Raw genomic sequence first — 14,927 nt, forward strand, 5'->3', positions numbered from 1 at the left:
CGCAGGGGGCGGACCAGGACAATCCGTTTCCACCGCACCCCCCTGCGGTCCGGTCCCGCCCCCGCCCCGGTTCAGCGCCCGTCGGGCCGCGCGCCGCGCGCCGCGTACACCGCCGCGCCGACCCCGTACGCCGCGACCGCGCTCACCCACGCGCCGGCCTGCGGCCCTGGCTGTACGGGCCAGGCCCAGAAGGCCGCCGCGCCGCCCGGCGCTCTCGGCGCCGACAGATAGACGGCGCTCAGCTGGACCGTCATCGGCAGCCAGCTCAGCCGTGCCCCGAGCAGGGCCGCCGACGCCGCCGCGATCCCCGTCGCGCCGAGCACATTGCGTGTCATCGCCTGGGCCCCGAACTCGTCCGGACGGCCGGGGACGGCGAGCGCGAGCAGCGCCGCGGCGAGCCCGGTCAGCACCAGCAGATGAGCCAGCCGCCGGGGCCACCAGGGGCGCACGGCCGTACGGTCGAGCTCGTCGCTGTGTGTGTACAGACCGGTCCCGATCACTCCGGCGGCGAGCAGCGGGGCGAGCACCACCACCGGGACCCGGGCGGTGTGATCGAAGTACGGCTGTGCCTGGAGCCACCACGCCGCCCAGGCGGCCACCAGCGCGGTGCCGGTGAGCGCGCCCAGGGTGGCGGGGAGGACCCGGGAGCGGGCATACAGGCGCGGAGCGAGGGTCACGGGACGGGCACCTCGTCGGGGTCACAGCGGTCGGCGGCGAGATATCGGGTGAGATAGGCGCGGCCTTGGTCATGATCCATCGCTTCCAGGTGCTTGAGCTCGGATGACGCGGCGGGCCATGGGAACTCGTCGAAGTCCGGGCGGGGGGCGAGCCATTGCTGTACGGCGTCGTTGACGGCGGTGGCGCGCTCCGAGCCGGGGGCCTCGGAGTCGAGCGGATCGCAGGTCTCCGAGAAGAAGTATCCGACCGCCCAGGTGGCGTAGAGAGCCGGATCGGGGAGTCGGCCGCGTACGGCGATACCGGCGGGGCTGGGCAGTTGTGCCTCGCCGCGCCCCAGCTCCCTCGGCTCGTCCTGCCCGCGCACGACCGCGCCGGGCGCGGCGGTCAGCTGCTCCCGTCCAGGTCCGGGAGCACGCGGGCCGTCGATCCAGCGGCCGGGCGCCCCGGGGACGCCGCGCAGCTTGGCGTTGAGACCGGTGAGCGCGGCCGACACCTCCGGCAGCAGTTTTCGGTCGATCGCGGTGACGCACACCTGGGGTGTGCCGTCGTCGCAGACCAGCCGGGCCGCCTCCGGGTCCGGGCGCCACAGGTCGTCACCGGTCCGCGCGATCGGTACGGCGACGGCGACGGCGAGGGCGAGCGGCAGCAGCGCGACGACGCGGTGCCTGGCGGCGTACGCGAGCAGCGCGGCGGCTGCGAGACCGCCGGTCCACAGGGCGCTCGCCGGCCCGAACCACCACACCGGCCGGTCCCAGAGATAGAAGTGATCAATGGCGGGATCCAGCCAGCGGGCACCGGACTCGCCGTACGTAGGAGTGGCGAGCCCGGCGTAGATTACCACGGCGAGCAGGGGCGCGGTCAGCCGCCACCCGACGAGCCGGCCGACGACGTAACCGATCGTGCCGAGGGACGCGAGGGCCACGGCGTCCGCGGCGATCAACGACACGAAGGGATGCCCTCCGCTCGTATACGGCCACGTGGCCAGCAGACAGCCGGCCGCGCCGACGAGATACCCGGCGGGCGGCCAGAGCGCGGCGGGTGCGACGGCGTGCAGCGACCGGCGCAGCTGGGTGCGGGGGAGCGAGGCCAGCAACTCCCCGGTGCGTCGCCGTCGTTCACGTCCCCCCTGCCAGCAGCCGGTGGCGACGGCGAGAGGCCCGCAGAGCAGCAGCGCCGTGACCCGCAGCAGATCAGTGGCCTCCACCCAGCGTCCCTGCCAGCCGGGGGCCTTGCTGTACAGGGTGACCGCGATGACCACGGCGGTCGCGAGCCCGGTCCATGGCCCGACGCCACGGAGCAGTTCCGTACGGAGAGGATGGGCGGACGGCCGGGTCCGGGACGGACGACGGACCGGGCGGACCAGGCGGACCGGGCGGAACCGGCGGACCAGGCGGACCGGGCGGAACCGGCGGAACCGGCGGATCCGGCCCGTACGGCTGCCTCCGGGGTGGTCGTCGCGGAGACGGTCGTCCCGCAGACGGAGGGCGCTCATCGGGGCCCTCCCGCCGCGGTCCCGGAAGGGGCCGCCCCCGACGTCCCCGCGCGGTGGGCCCGCAGCGCCGCCGTGTAGCCGCGTTCGATCGGGTTGTCGCCCGATCCGCCCGTGTCCCCGCCGAGCCTCGTCAGCTCCGTCGTCGTCCCCCGGAACGCGACCCGGCCCGATTCCAGCAGGGTCACCTCCGAGCAGGCCGCCGCGACGTCCTCCACCAGATGGGTCGAGACGATCACCGTGGCGGCGCTGCCGACATCGCGGAGCAGCGCTCTGAATTCGACCCGCTGCTCCGGATCGAGACCGGCCGTCGGCTCGTCGAGCAGCAGCAGTTCCGGCTCGTTCACGATCGCCTGCGCGATACCGACCCGTCGCACCATCCCGCCCGACAGCGTCTTCACCTTCGCGTCGATACGATCCGCCAGCCCCACCCGCTCCACCGCGTGCTCCACGGCCTCGGGCACCCCCGCCGCGGGCATCTCTTTCAGCCACGCCACGTACGAGACGAACTCGCGCACCGTGAAACCGGGGTAGTAGCCGAACTCCTGCGGGAGATAGCCCAGTCGCCGCCGTACCGCCGCGCGGGCGCGGTGCTCCGCGACGTCCTGGCCGAGCAGCTCCACCCGCCCTCCGGCCGGCGCGGCGACCGTGGCCAGCACCCGGATCAGGGAGGTCTTGCCCGCGCCGTTCGGACCCAGCAGACCGTGTACGCCGGTGCCGAAGCCGAGATCCACCGCGTCGAGCGCGACCGTCCTGCGATGTCTGACCGTCAGACCGTGTACCGCGGCTGTCATGCCGCTCGCCCCCTCTTCCTTCTTCTCTTCTTCTGTGCTGACTCTTCTGTGTCGACCGTTGTCTCTCGTCGTCGCGCGCTTCGCCGTCACGCGCGCGCCGTCAGCCGTGCTCCCACGCCCGCCCCCGGCCGTCGAAGGCCGGCCGGTCGAACGCGCGCCGCCGCAGGATCAGCAGCCCCGCGCACACCGCCGCCGCCGTGGCCCAGCCGCTCTGCGCCGCCGTCCCGGAGAGGAACCGCGTGAGGTGCTCGGACAGCTCGGCCGCCGACAGCGGCGGGTACCCGGCGCCGTCCGGGCGCGGCGTCCCCAGTGCCGGTACCGCCAGGGCCACCGTCCAGACCGCGCCCATCGCGCCCGCCGCCGTACGGCAGCCGACGTACGAGCCCAGCGCCAGCGCGGCCAGCGTCAGCGCCAGGCCCGGCAGCAGCCAGGCCGCCGCCCCCGGCGCCCCCGCCGACGCCGGCAGCAGCGCCCCGGCCAGCGTCAGCACGGGAAGGCTCGCCGCCAGCACGGCAGCCGTACGTGTCAGCAGGAGTCGCAGTCCGCCGCCCGGGGTGGACGCGCCGATCTCGTACATCGGGTCGGCGTACCGCCCGTACGACACCGCCACCCCGGCCAGTGGCACCACCGGCGCCAGCGCCAGCAGTACCGGGCGCGCCCCCGCGAACCCCGCGCCGTACGCGAGACCGACCGCGGCGGCGGCCACCAGCACCAGCGCCACCAGCCAGGAGCCGCGCAGCGCGGGCCCGGCCGCCCACAGGACACGGGATGTGAACCCGACCCGGCGTGCCGACCCCGGCCCGGCGGACGGGGCAGGGGCCACCGCCGCCAGCACCGCCCCCCTTATCTCCGCGAGTACCGGGCCGGCGGCGGACCCCTGTACCGCCGCCGACACCCGTACCGCGCAGGCTCCGCACGCCTCGATGTGTCTCTCCAACGACCAGGCGTCCGGCTCGGGCGCGGAACCGGCCGCGTACCGGTCCGCCAACGCCTCGCTCACATGCCAGCTCCGCCGCTCGGTCCGCCGCCAGGTCCGCCGCCCGGGGTGGTGGCTCATGCCTCTCATGCCGTACCTCCCAGCGGCGCGCTCCGGCCCAGTGCGGCTCGCAGCTCCTTGCGGGCCCGCATCGCGCGGGTCTTGACCGTGCCCTCCGGTATCCCGAGGAGCTGTGCGGCCTCACGGGTAGTCAGTCCGTCGACGACCGTGGCGCGCAGCACCTCGCGCAGCTCGGGCGAGATCCGGTCGAGGGCGGCGCCGACATCCCCGTACTCCAGCCCGGCCAGCACCCGTTCCTCGGCGGAGGGGGCGGCGGGGCGGGGCTCGTACCGCACCTGGTCCGTGCGCTCGGCCCGCGCCCGTACCCGCTGCGCGTCGACCAGCCGCCGCGCGGCGATCACCCACAGCCAGCCCCCGGCCTCCCCGCCGCGATGGGTCGCGGCCGAGCGCCACACGGTCACGAAGGTGTCCTGGAGGACTTCCCGTACGGTCTCGGGGTCCGCGCACCGGCGGCCCAGCCGGGCGAGCAGCCAGCCGGCGTGCCGGTCGTAGAGCACGGCCAGCGCCTCCGCGTCCCCTTTGGCGACGGCGCGCAGCAGAGCGCCGTCGTCTCGGTCTGCCCCCACGGGGCGGAACAGTCTCACGCCCTCTTTATCGACGGCGCCGAGGTCACCGGTTCACCGGCGGCGCCGTTTCGCTCCGGTAGGTGTGGCCGCGCTCCGGGCCGAGGCCGAAGTAGTGGCGGAAGTTGTAGATGAGCGGACTCCATGCGCCGGGATCGACGTGATCGGTGCCCGGCACGACGATGTCCGGGGCCGCGTGCACCTTCCTCACGACCGCCTCGACGATCAGGAAGTCTCCCGAGACGTCGGGTCGTACCCGGTCGGCATACGCCTCCAGCTGGAGGGGGCACTCGGCGACGCGCGGCGGCCCGACCAGATGGGAGGGCGTGGGGCTGAGGCCGGACGCGGCGAACTTGTCCGGTTCGAAGCGGCAGCCGCGCGGCTTGCTCGCCGGGACGGGATCGCGTCCGGTGAGCGGAGCCAGCCGTTCCACCGCGGGCCACTGGTCCGGGGCCGGCAGGCTGATCACCAGCTCGCGGCGGGGGCCGGGCCCGGCGCTGAGATTGTGCGCGGTCTGCCCGTCGGCACCGAGCCCCAGCACCACCACCTGCCCGAGCGCCCAGGCCGAGGAGATCGGGGCGAGATTGGCCGAGCCGTCGTCGTTCTCGGTGGTGAGCAGGACGACGGGGGTCCCGAAGTAGAGAATGCTCGGTTCGATGACCACATGGCGGGTTCCGGCCGCCGCCGGGGACTCCGTCCCGTGGTCGGTCGGGGAAACCGTCGGGGAGACAGCCGGGGAATCCGTCAGGGTGTCCGTCGAGTTGTTCATACGTCGACGCTAGGACGCGGACGGTTCGGCGACGGCCGAAGGATCGGTGGAGGTCAGCGCTTCGAGCCCGGTGATCGCTCAGAGCGAACGGAGCCGGGGGAACATCCTGGGACTCAGCTGCATTGAGTCGGTATAGCTCAACTTGACTGCCGAAGGGGAGATCATGGCTGACACGTCCACACCGCTCACGCTTCCCGTGCTGCCGCTCGACGACGAGGTCGTCCTGCCCGGCATGGTGGTGCCTCTGGACCTGTCCGACGCCGAAGTCCGCGCCGCGGTGGAGGCCGCGCAGGCGGCTGCCCGCGATGGGGGCGACGGCGGCGGCAAGCCCAAGGTGCTGCTGGTGCCGCGCATCGACGGGACGTACGCCGGGACCGGTGTGCTGGGAACCGTCGAGCAGGTCGGCCGGCTCTCCGACGGAGATCCTGGCGCGCTGATCCGCGGCCGGGGCCGGGTGCGCATCGGCGCCGGTACGACCGGCCCCGGCGCGGCCCTCTGGATCGAGGGCATCGCCGTCGACGAGACGGCGCCCGATCCGCTTCCCGGATCCGTGACCGAACTGATCAAGGAATACAAGGCGCTCGCCACCGACTGGCTCAAGAAGCGCGGCGCCTGGCAGGTGGTGGACCGCGTCCAGCAGATCGATGATGTGTCCACGCTCGCCGACAATTCCGGTTACTCACCGTTCCTGACCACCGCGCAGAAGGTGGCGCTGCTGGAGACCGCCGATCCGGTGGCCCGGCTCAAGCTCGCCACCGAGCAGCTGCGCGAACACCTCGCGGAACAGGACGTCGCCGAGTCCATCGCGAAGGACGTCCAGGAAGGCGTCGACAAGCAGCAGCGCGAGTTCCTGCTCCGGCGCCAGCTCGACGCCGTGCGCAAGGAGCTGCGCGAGATCAACGGCGAGGGCGACGACGACGAGTCCGCCGACTACCGGACCCGTGTCGAGAACGCCGATCTCCCCCAGAAGGTGCGGGAAGCCGCGCTGAAGGAGGTCGACAAGCTGGAGCGCTCGTCCGACCAGAGCCCCGAGGGTTCCTGGATCCGCACCTGGCTGGACACCGTCCTCGAACTGCCCTGGAACGAGCGCACGGAGGACGAGTACGACATCAGGGGCGCCCAGGCCGTGCTCGACGCCGAGCACTCCGGTCTGGAGGATGTGAAGGAACGCATCACCGAGTACCTGGCCGTGCGCAAGCGGCGCGCGGACCGCGGCCTGGGTGTGGTCGGCGGCCGTCGCGGCGGCGCCGTACTGGCCCTCGTCGGCCCGCCGGGCGTCGGGAAGACCTCGCTCGGCGAGAGCGTCGCGCACGCCATGGGCCGGAAGTTCGTCCGGGTCGCGCTGGGCGGCGTACGGGACGAGGCGGAGATCCGCGGCCACCGGCGCACGTACGTCGGCGCGCTGCCCGGCCGTATCGTCCGGGCCATCAAGGAGGCCGGTTCGATGAACCCGGTCGTCCTGCTCGACGAGATCGACAAGGTCGGCTCCGACTTCCGCGGCGATCCCGCCGCGGCGCTCCTCGAAGTCCTGGACCCGGCGCAGAACCACACGTTCCGCGATCACTACCTGGAGGTCGAACTCGACCTGTCCGACGTGGTGTTCCTCGCCACGGCGAACGTTCTGGAAGCGATCCCGGAGGCGCTGCTCGACCGTATGGAGCTGGTCAGGCTCGACGGTTACACGGAGGACGAGAAGGTCGTCATCGCCAAGGACCACCTGCTGCCCCGGCAGCTGGAGCGCGCGGGCCTGGAGCCCGGTGAGGTCACGCTGGAGGAGGACGCGCTGCGCAGGCTGGCGGGCGAGTACACCCGTGAGGCGGGCGTACGAAACCTGGAACGCGCCATAGCGCGGCTGCTCCGCAAGGTCGCGGCCGAACACGAACTGGGCGAGCGGGAGCTGCCGTTCACCCTCGGCGCCGAGCATCTGCGCAAGCTGATCGGCCGGCCGCACCACGTACCCGAGTCCGCCCAGGACCCGGCCGAGCGCCGCACGGCGGTGCCGGGCGTGGCCACGGGCCTCGCGGTCACCGGCGCGGGCGGTGACGTCCTCTATGTCGAGGCGTCGCTCGCCGACCCGGAGACGGGTGGCTCCGGTCTGACCCTGACCGGACAGCTCGGTGATGTGATGAAGGAGTCGGCACAGATCGCGCTCTCCTTCCTCCGTTCGCGCGGCGCCGAACTGGAGCTGCCGGTGGCGGATCTGAAGGACCGGGGCGTACACATCCACTTCCCGGCGGGCGCGGTGCCGAAGGACGGCCCGAGCGCGGGCATCACGATGACGACGGCACTGGCCTCGCTGCTCAGCGGCCGGCTGGTCCGCACGGACGTCGCGATGACCGGTGAGGTCTCGCTGACCGGACGTGTCCTGCCCATCGGCGGCCTCAAGCAGAAGCTGCTGGCGGCGCACCGCGCGGGCATCACGACGGTCGTGATCCCGAAGCGCAACGAACCGGACCTGGACGATGTCCCGGCCGAGATCCTCGACAAGCTGGAGGTCCACCCGGTGACGGATGTCCGCCAGGTGCTGGATATCGCGCTGGCCCCGGCGGAGGTCCTGGTCTCAGCGGCGGCGTGACACACACGCCTCCGCGCAGGCACCTCCACACAGACGGGCTTCGCATGACAACGAGCCGACGCATGACAACGAGCCCATGACAACGCGGTCCCGACCGGCCCTCCGTTCCGGTCGGGACCGCGCGGTGTCCTGGGGCGTCGCGGGGGTCTCGCGGGATGGTGCGGTCAGCCGTTCGCCAGGGCCTGGACCCGGTCCAGGGCCCCGTTGAACCTGTTGTGGTCGCCGACGATGGGGCCCGTCGAGGTGTACTGCCAGATCGTCTGGAAGCCCCAGCCCGCCGGCAGCTCGCCGACCGTGGTGTTGTAGCGGGCGATCCAGAGCGGGTTCGTGGAGCCGAAGCCCGCGTAGTTGCCGGTGCAGGTCTTCCACCAGCTCGTGGCCGTGTAGATCACGGCGTCGCGGCTGGTCCGGGCCTTGTACGTGGTCAGGAAGTCCCGGATCCAGGCGACCATCTGGGCCGGCGTCTTGCCGTAGCACTGCTCGCCGTACGGGTTCCACTCGATGTCCAGCACGCCCGGCAGGGTCTTGCCGTCGCGCGACCAGCCGCCGCCGCCGTCCACGAAGTAGTTGGCCTGGTTGGCGCCGCTGGAGTCGTTCGGCGTACCGAAGTGGTACGCGCCCCGGATCATGCCGATGTTGTACGAGCCGTTGTACTGCTGTGCGAAGGAGGGGTTCTTGTAGTAGTTCCCCTCGGTGGCCTTGACGTAGGCCCACTTCACGCCGCTGTTCCACAGGGACGCCCAGTCGACGTTCCCCTGATGGCCGGAGACGTCCACGCCTTCCGTCTGGACGACGCGGTCCGCGCGGGGCAGCGGGCCCTGGCCGTCGTGCTCGATGACGCCCATGCCCATGTGGGCCGAGCCGCGTACGGGGGTGCCGGCCGGTGGGTCGGCCGGGGTGGTGGCGCCCGCCGCACCCGGGAGGGTGAGCAGGAGCGCGAGACTTGCGAGGAGAGCGCCGGCCGCGGCGGCGAATGAACGGCCGGTCGTTCCGGATCTGTGCACGGGCATTGCGTGCCTCCGAAGACCTCGGTGGGGGGGATCTCATGATGGGTCCGACACGTCGACATGTAGTGCAATGGACATGCCAGCATTGACGCTACGCACGTAGAGCCCGGTGACGGAAGAGCGCCACGCTGCTTCCGTTGGTATAAACCTGCGAAATACTGACGGAGCTGCGGCAACGGTCGTCGGCGAAAGAAACTTTCAGGGGCGGAAAAGCGCGCGATGGGTGCTGACGTGCACGGAAATGATACGGCGGAAGGTCCCGGACTCGCCGGAGGCAGTGGTGTGGACCACGAATTCCTCGCGCTGGAACGGGAACTGGCGGTGTTTCTGCGCCGTGCTCGGGCCAGCTCCGGCGAAATGGCGCGGGAGGTCCACCCCGAGCTGGAGCCCGCCGCCTATGGACTGCTCGTACGGCTGGACGAGAACAGTTGCCAGCGGGCCACCGAACTCGCCGCCTATTTCGGGGTCGGTAAGGCGACGATAAGCCGTCAGCTGCGTGCGCTGGAGGAACTGGGGCTGGTGACGCGCGAGCCCGATCCGGCCGATGGACGCGCCTCGCTCGTCCGGATCACCGATGAGGGCCGTGCTCGTTTCCGGCGGGTCCGTGACGCGCGCCGCGAGCGGTACGTACAGAAGCTCGCCGACTGGGACCGCGCCGAGATCGCCGAACTGGCCAGGCTGCTCCACCATCTGAACGCCCGCGCCGAGAGCTGACCGGGGAGGGGGGCGCCCGCACCCGATGGGCGAGCCCCCCCCGCCCGCGTCCCCGTACAACTACAGCCCCATACAGCTATGGCCGGGACGGGACTAGAGCTCCACGTACGTCACCGTCGCGTCGTCGCTCGCCTTCCCCCGCCGGAACGCCACCCCGTCCGGGTCCGCCGACTCCGACGCCCGCACCCGGTCGATCAGCTCCTGCGCGCCGTTCTTGCGCACCAGCGCCAGACAGTCCGCCCAGCCGCCCTCCCGGAAGACCTCCACCCAGCGGGCCGCGCCGTCGGTCAGCGCCAGCAGGGCGCGTACCTCCGAAGCCTGCGTACGGCCCGTCACCGCCTTCGCCGCGACCGCCGGGTCCGCCGCCGCCGTGAAGAAGCCGCCCTCCGCGTTGCGCAGCGCGTCCGCCGTGGCCACCGAGCGCAGCGCCTCGCGCGGGACCCGGTCCAGACGGTCGTCCAGCACCGCGCGCACCTCGCCGTCGGGCGACTCCAGCAGCAGCGTCGAGTCGGAGAGCACCAGATGTTCGACGGTGTCCGAACCCCAGCGCGCGAGGACGACGGTCGCCTGAGGCGTGCGTACGTGAGAAAGGTCACAGGTCTCGCGGTGGGCGTCCGCCGTACGCGCGATCGATACCGCGAGGATCTCTGCCAGTGGCATATCCCGTCGTGAACCGGACAGTTCGGCGAGCGCGCCTCCCAGTCTGGCGGTGAACCAGGGCACGCCGTGTACACATCCGTCGTCCCCGGCCGGGGGCGTCACTCCGTCCAGCACGACCAGCACGCCGCCCTCGCCCTCGGCGGGCAGGACCACGGAAGTCCAGTCCTCATTGGGCCGTACGGCGGCGCCGGGTGTGGTGGCGAGTTCGATACGCATGCGCACCAGTGTGCATGACGTTTCAGGCTATCCGCATGAACTCTTCACGGTGTCTGCACGTCGTGCCGATCGGTCCGTTCTGCCAGGTCAACCGCTCTCATTCGGTCAGAATGAGTCCCGGACGAAGCCGGACGGAGGCCCGAAGGAGGCCGGTTTGAGGGGGTGGGGGAAGCTGCGGGCGCGCATCCTGCCAAAGCACGCGCGTAAGGTCCACCCGGCACGCCATGTTCACGACGGGACTGGAGTGGGAAGAGTTGTTCGTCAACTCCTTCTTGCTGTTCACTCGTTCAGGTGGCGGAGCGGCCGATGCGCGCCTTCCTCCCAAGGGCGCTGGAATGGTCGACAGCCGTGCCAGGGGTGGGGGTTCTCACGTAGTGACCGGTCGTCACCTCTGCTTCATGGGCGGACGAGTCAAGAATGCGAGCACCGGTGCAGAAGAAGCGGCCTCGGGGTAACGGTGTCGGGCGGGACGAGGCCACCTCGGTCACCACGCCCGGGACCAGTTCGGCCACTTCGGCCACGAAAGCCGGGAACACTAAGGCCGGGAACACCAAGGCCGGTAAGAAGAAGGCCGACAGGACGACGGCCGGGAACGCCATGGCCGGGAGTGTCACGACCGATACCGGCAAGGCTCAGGAAGGACGCCGAGTGCGGGTACGCAACCGGCTGGTAGCCGGTGTCGCGGTCCTGGGGGTCACCGTCATCGCGGCAGGCACCCCCGCCGTACTCACCGCCTCCACCGAGCTGAACGATGCCCAGAACCTGGTCGTCCTCGCCGAATTGAACCGGCAGGCCGTGGTCCTCAGCCACTCCCTCGCGGACGAGCGCGACGAGGTCATCGTCTATATCGCCGCCGGCCGCGCCGAGCAGCCCGACGGCTCCGATGGCAAGGGCGACAAGGACAAGTACACGATCTCGGACACCCGCAGCACCCGGGTCGACCGCCAGATCGACGAGATGCGGGCCACCGCGTCGGCCTCGCCCGGCCTGCTGCGCGACCTCTCCACCGTCCCCTCCATCCGCCGCACCGCCCTGACCGGCGAGGGCTCCGCGCTGGAGGCGTACCGCGCGTACTCCGAGGTCATCGCCAAGCTCCAGGCCCTCGCCGACGAGCTGGCCGAGCGGACCCCCGCCGAGGCCGCCGACGGCACCCGCGCCCCCGCCGCGCTCTCCCGCGCCGTCGAGCAGGCCTCCGCCACCCGGGGACTGCTGCTCGCCGCGCTCGCCGTGCCCGGCCCCACCGACACCGCGCCGCAGTACGACCCGATCACGGGCCTCCCCGTCGAGTCGGGGACCGACGCGGACAGCAAGAAGAACGACCAGCTCCGCGACGACCTCAGCGCCGACGCGCAGAAGGCGCACGTACGCGAACTCGGCGCGCTCGCCGACTTCGACCAGAGCGCGGACACCGAGGCGCGCGAGTCGCTCACCGGCACCGTCACCGGGCCCGAGATCAAGACCGCCGAGGGATATCTGACCCGGCTCACCGACCGGCCCCAGCTCTCCGACTCCGACCGCGAGGCCGACCAGGAGAAGGTCGAATCCGCGCTCTCCGCCAGGATCGACCAGATGCGCGGCGTCGAGTCCGGCCTCGGCACCAGCCAGCTGGAGCGGCTGGAGGGCCTGCGCGACGACGCCGTCACCGGTCTCGAACTGCGGATCGCGCTGCTCGGCGGCTGTCTGCTGATCGCTGTCGGGGTCTCGACCGCCGTCGCCCGTACGCTCACCCGGCCGCTCGCGGTCGTACGGATCGGAGCGGCCCGCCTCTCGGCGGCGCCGGAGACCGAGGACCCGGTTCGGTTCACCGGCCGCAACGATGAGTTCGCGCAGGTCGTACGGTCCCTCAACAGCCTGCACAGCAAGCTGCTCGATCTCTCCACCCGCGCCGGGGAGCTGGACAGGGAGCGGCTCGGTCTGATCGGCGCGCGCGAGAAGATCGTCGCCCAGCGCGCCGAACTCCAGGAGCGTACGGCCGAACTCGCCGCCCAGCTCCAGCGGCTGCGCCACACCGTGCACCACACCTTCGTCAACCTCTCGCTGCGCAACCTCGGCCTCGTGGAGCGCCAGCTCGGTGTGATCGAGGGCCTGGAGGAGCGCGAGCAGGACCCCGAGCAGCTGGCCACCCTCTTCAAGCTCGACCACATGGCCACCGTCATGCGCCGGCACAGCGAGAATCTGCTCGTGCTCGCCGGCCATGAGCACGGCCATGGCTCGACCGGGCCCGTACCGCTCGTGGACGTCCTGCGCGCGGCCGTCAGCGAGATCGAGCGGTACGAGCGGGTCACGATCCAGTCCCTCCCGCCGCACGCGCAGGTGGCCGGGTTCGCCGCGGACGACCTCAGCCATCTCGTCGCCGAGCTGCTGGAGAACGCCACCGCCTTCTCGCCGCCGGACGCGGAGGTCCAGCTCTCCGGCTGGCTGCTGGAGACCGGCGAGGTGATGCTCTCCGTACAGGACCAGGGCATCGGCATGTCCGCTGACCGGCTCGGCGCGCTCAACGCGCGACTCGCCGGACCGGAAGGCCCCGAGGGGCTCGACGACGCTCCGCGCAAGCCGTTCGTGAGCGACCCGGAGGGCGAGGGACTCGGTCTGCGCGTCGCCGGGCTGCTCGCGGCGCGTCATGGCGTACGGGTCGAGCTGCGCGAGCACCAGCAGGGCGGCGTGGCCGCGGTCGTCGTACTGCCGCAGGCGCTGCTGCCGACGTCCCCGCCGGCCGCCTCACCGCACCGGGCACGGGCGGCGGGCGCGGCCCCCACGCTCCAGCTGCCGGGCTCGACGGCGGAGGCCAACTCCAATACCCTCCCCGGCCGTTCCGAGCCGGGCAGGCCGACGGCGGACGCCGGGACTCCGGCGGAGCCCGCGGGTCCCGCCGAAGCCGCTGCCCCGGAAGTCGACCCGCTGGTGGTGGCCGCCGAGGCGGCGATCCGCCGGGCCGAGGCCGAAGAGGCCCATGGAGCGGGCCCGGCCGAGCGCGAACGTACGACCGAGCGGGGACGTACGGCGGACACCGGCGGCCTCGCCGCGTACGGGACGACCACCCCGGACCCGGACACGGCCGTCGGCCCGTACACCATCGGCCCCGATTCCCATGAACGTGTCCATGACGGTGAGCCGCTGACCACCGGCCCCGACCAGGACACTTTCGCGATGCGGCTGCCCCGGCAGCCCGAATCCGCCGAGGCGGAGCCGGCCGCGACGACCGACGCGGCCGGACCGGAACGCATCACCGACAAGGGGCTGCCCAAGCGCACCCCGAAGATCGTCAAGCCGGCCTCCGCGCCCACCGGGCGTACCGGCAGTGTGGACGCCGAAGCGCTGCGCCGCAGACTCGGCGGTTTCCACCGGGGGGCCAAGGAAGGCCGGCGCGATGTCGAGGCCGAACTGACGGAGCAGTCGGAACAGTCTGACCGGACCGAGCACGCGGAGCCCATGGCCTCCGCGGCACGGACCGAGGTACATCCCGGAGAGACGGGGGAGACAGTCGAGGAGGCACGCAGTTGACTGCGACCGGCACATTCGGACTGAGCAGCGAGGCCCGCAACCTGCACTGGCTGTTGAGCAACCTCGTCGAGGAGGTGCCAGGGGTGCACTCGGTCGCCGTCGTCTCGTCCGACGGACTCCTGTTGCTCTCCTCCGACCCGGGGCTGAACACCGAGGCGGCCACACCCGTGCGCAGGGAGGGCCCCCGCGGCTCCAGCGCCGATCTGGCCACCATCGTCTCGGGCATCGGCAGCCTCACCGTCGGAGCGGCGAAGCTGATGGACGGCGGCGGGGTCAAACAGACCATGGTCGCCATGGAGGAGGGCAGCGTCTTCGTCATGGCGATCAGCGACGGCTCGCTGCTCGGGGTGCACGCAACCCCCGACTGCGACATGAGCGTGGTGGCCTACCACATGGCGCTGTTCGTGGGCCGCGCCGGACATGTACTGACGCCCGAACTCCGCGAGGAGTTGCGCAAATCGATGGAGAGCGCCACATGACGCCGTCCGCCGATCCCGCCCGGAGGCTGCCCGTGCGCGGCGCCGACCGCAGGCCCGCCCGGGTCCGGCCGTACTCGCTCACCGGCGGACGTACCCGATTCGGCCATGTCCTGCTGGTCGAGACCTTCGTCGCCGCGCTCGAAGCGGCCGACGAGCGCAAGGAACTGACGGACGGCGGGGGCGCGGCCCGCGTCATGCCGGAGATGCTGGCCATCGTCGAGCTGTGCCGGCGCATGCGTACCGTCGCCGAGGTCTCGGCGCTGCTCAAGATGCCGCTGGGGGTGGTGAGGGTGCTGCTCAGCGACCTCGCCGACCAGGGAAAGATCCGTGTGTACGGGACCGGGCACGACACCGGCCAGCCCGACCACGCACTGCTGGAAAGGGTGCTGAGTGGACTCCGCCGCCTCTGACGTCATCGCCGCGTT

At 72.0% G+C, this 14,927-nt stretch carries 14 protein-coding genes; 5 read left to right on the top strand and 9 right to left on the bottom strand.

The genetic code is table 11. From position 1 onward, the window contains the following. Positions 1 to 71 precede the first annotated feature (71 nt). The 6 genes from AB0M67_RS26980 to AB0M67_RS27005 form a co-directional block, all read right to left on the bottom strand. Positions 72 to 677 carry a hypothetical protein gene (locus AB0M67_RS26980; protein ID WP_365749489.1) on the bottom strand — a complete coding sequence of 202 codons (606 nt, stop codon included), beginning with the start codon at positions 675 to 677 and terminating at the stop codon, positions 72 to 74. After that, positions 674 to 2,170 (bottom strand): hypothetical protein, encoded by a 1,497-nt coding sequence (locus AB0M67_RS26985; RefSeq protein WP_365749490.1) that lies wholly within the window; start codon positions 2,168 to 2,170, stop codon positions 674 to 676. Before AB0M67_RS26985 ends, AB0M67_RS26980 begins: the two co-directional genes overlap by 4 nt. Then, positions 2,167 to 2,961, bottom strand: a complete 795-nt coding sequence (locus AB0M67_RS26990) for an ABC transporter ATP-binding protein (RefSeq protein WP_365749492.1) — start codon at positions 2,959 to 2,961, stop codon at positions 2,167 to 2,169. The genes AB0M67_RS26985 and AB0M67_RS26990 overlap by 4 nt, the downstream gene beginning before the upstream one ends. Positions 2,962 to 3,061: 100 nt before the next feature. Continuing rightward, positions 3,062 to 4,018 (bottom strand): zf-HC2 domain-containing protein, encoded by a 957-nt coding sequence (locus AB0M67_RS26995; RefSeq protein WP_365749494.1) that lies wholly within the window; start codon positions 4,016 to 4,018, stop codon positions 3,062 to 3,064. Positions 4,019 to 4,023: 5 nt separating this feature from the next. Beyond that, a complete protein-coding gene (locus AB0M67_RS27000) occupies positions 4,024 to 4,602 on the bottom strand; it encodes an RNA polymerase sigma factor (protein ID WP_365749496.1) in 579 nt (192 codons plus the stop codon). Between the two features lie 25 nt (positions 4,603 to 4,627). Beyond that, positions 4,628 to 5,350 carry a flavin reductase family protein gene (locus tag AB0M67_RS27005; RefSeq protein ID WP_365749498.1) on the bottom strand — a complete coding sequence of 241 codons (723 nt, stop codon included), beginning with the start codon at positions 5,348 to 5,350 and terminating at the stop codon, positions 4,628 to 4,630. 163 nt (positions 5,351 to 5,513) lie between these two features. On the opposite strand from AB0M67_RS27005, the gene lon reads away from it, so the two are divergent. Further along, positions 5,514 to 7,925 carry an endopeptidase La gene (gene lon / locus AB0M67_RS27010; RefSeq protein ID WP_365749499.1) on the top strand — a complete coding sequence of 804 codons (2,412 nt, stop codon included), beginning with the start codon at positions 5,514 to 5,516 and terminating at the stop codon, positions 7,923 to 7,925. Positions 7,926 to 8,089: 164 nt separating this feature from the next. On the opposite strand, the gene AB0M67_RS27015 is transcribed toward lon, so the two are convergent. Beyond that, positions 8,090 to 8,935, bottom strand: coding sequence for a lysozyme (locus AB0M67_RS27015; RefSeq protein ID WP_365749501.1), 846 nt, complete (start codon positions 8,933 to 8,935; stop codon positions 8,090 to 8,092). A 216-nt stretch (positions 8,936 to 9,151) separates the two neighbouring features. Between AB0M67_RS27015 and AB0M67_RS27020 the strand changes: the two genes are divergently transcribed. Further along, positions 9,152 to 9,646 (top strand): MarR family transcriptional regulator, encoded by a 495-nt coding sequence (locus tag AB0M67_RS27020; protein WP_365749503.1) that lies wholly within the window; start codon positions 9,152 to 9,154, stop codon positions 9,644 to 9,646. A gap of 93 nt (positions 9,647 to 9,739) precedes the next feature. Here AB0M67_RS27020 and AB0M67_RS27025 read toward each other — a convergent pair whose 3' ends face one another. Then, entirely contained in the window at positions 9,740 to 10,522 is a 783-nt protein-coding gene (locus tag AB0M67_RS27025) for a protein phosphatase 2C domain-containing protein (protein ID WP_365749505.1), read from the bottom strand. Between the two features lie 287 nt (positions 10,523 to 10,809). Further along, entirely contained in the window at positions 10,810 to 11,121 is a 312-nt protein-coding gene (locus AB0M67_RS27030; RefSeq protein ID WP_365749507.1) for a hypothetical protein, read from the bottom strand. On the opposite strand from AB0M67_RS27030, the gene AB0M67_RS27035 reads away from it, so the two are divergent. The 3 genes from AB0M67_RS27035 to AB0M67_RS27045 are packed head-to-tail and all read left to right on the top strand — an operon-like array spanning position 11,120 to position 14,912. Continuing rightward, complete coding sequence (locus AB0M67_RS27035) at positions 11,120 to 14,023, top strand: nitrate- and nitrite sensing domain-containing protein (protein WP_365749509.1); 2,904 nt, start codon at positions 11,120 to 11,122, stop codon at positions 14,021 to 14,023. The genes AB0M67_RS27030 and AB0M67_RS27035 overlap by 2 nt on opposite strands. Continuing rightward, positions 14,020 to 14,502, top strand: a complete 483-nt coding sequence (locus AB0M67_RS27040; protein WP_249953533.1) for a roadblock/LC7 domain-containing protein — start codon at positions 14,020 to 14,022, stop codon at positions 14,500 to 14,502. Before AB0M67_RS27035 ends, AB0M67_RS27040 begins: the two co-directional genes overlap by 4 nt. Beyond that, complete coding sequence (locus AB0M67_RS27045) at positions 14,499 to 14,912, top strand: DUF742 domain-containing protein (protein ID WP_249953532.1); 414 nt, start codon at positions 14,499 to 14,501, stop codon at positions 14,910 to 14,912. The genes AB0M67_RS27040 and AB0M67_RS27045 overlap by 4 nt, the downstream gene beginning before the upstream one ends. The last annotated feature ends 15 nt before the right edge of the window (positions 14,913 to 14,927 follow it).

The sequence above is a fragment of the Streptomyces sp. NPDC051662 genome, from assembly GCF_040681655.1.
GTDB lineage: Bacteria > Actinomycetota > Actinomycetes > Streptomycetales > Streptomycetaceae > Streptomyces.

Excerpts from the sequence above, each read along its gene's own strand:
- AB0M67_RS26985 (WP_365749490.1), bottom strand. The coding sequence starts at position 2,170 with ATGAGCGCCCTCCGTCTGCGGGACGACCGTCTCCGCGACGACCACCCC.
- AB0M67_RS26990 (WP_365749492.1), bottom strand. The coding sequence starts at position 2,961 with ATGACAGCCGCGGTACACGGTCTGACGGTCAGACATCGCAGGACGGTC.
- AB0M67_RS26995 (WP_365749494.1), bottom strand. The coding sequence starts at position 4,018 with ATGAGCCACCACCCCGGGCGGCGGACCTGGCGGCGGACCGAGCGGCGG.
- AB0M67_RS27005 (WP_365749498.1), bottom strand. The coding sequence starts at position 5,350 with ATGAACAACTCGACGGACACCCTGACGGATTCCCCGGCTGTCTCCCCG.
- lon (WP_365749499.1), top strand. The coding sequence starts at position 5,514 with ATGGCTGACACGTCCACACCGCTCACGCTTCCCGTGCTGCCGCTCGAC.
- AB0M67_RS27015 (WP_365749501.1), bottom strand. The coding sequence starts at position 8,935 with ATGCCCGTGCACAGATCCGGAACGACCGGCCGTTCATTCGCCGCCGCG.
- AB0M67_RS27020 (WP_365749503.1), top strand. The coding sequence starts at position 9,152 with ATGGGTGCTGACGTGCACGGAAATGATACGGCGGAAGGTCCCGGACTC.
- AB0M67_RS27025 (WP_365749505.1), bottom strand. The coding sequence starts at position 10,522 with ATGCGTATCGAACTCGCCACCACACCCGGCGCCGCCGTACGGCCCAAT.
- AB0M67_RS27035 (WP_365749509.1), top strand. The coding sequence starts at position 11,120 with ATGGCCGGGAGTGTCACGACCGATACCGGCAAGGCTCAGGAAGGACGC.
- AB0M67_RS27030 (WP_365749507.1), bottom strand. The coding sequence starts at position 11,121 with ATGGCGTTCCCGGCCGTCGTCCTGTCGGCCTTCTTCTTACCGGCCTTG.
- AB0M67_RS27045 (WP_249953532.1), top strand. The coding sequence starts at position 14,499 with ATGACGCCGTCCGCCGATCCCGCCCGGAGGCTGCCCGTGCGCGGCGCC.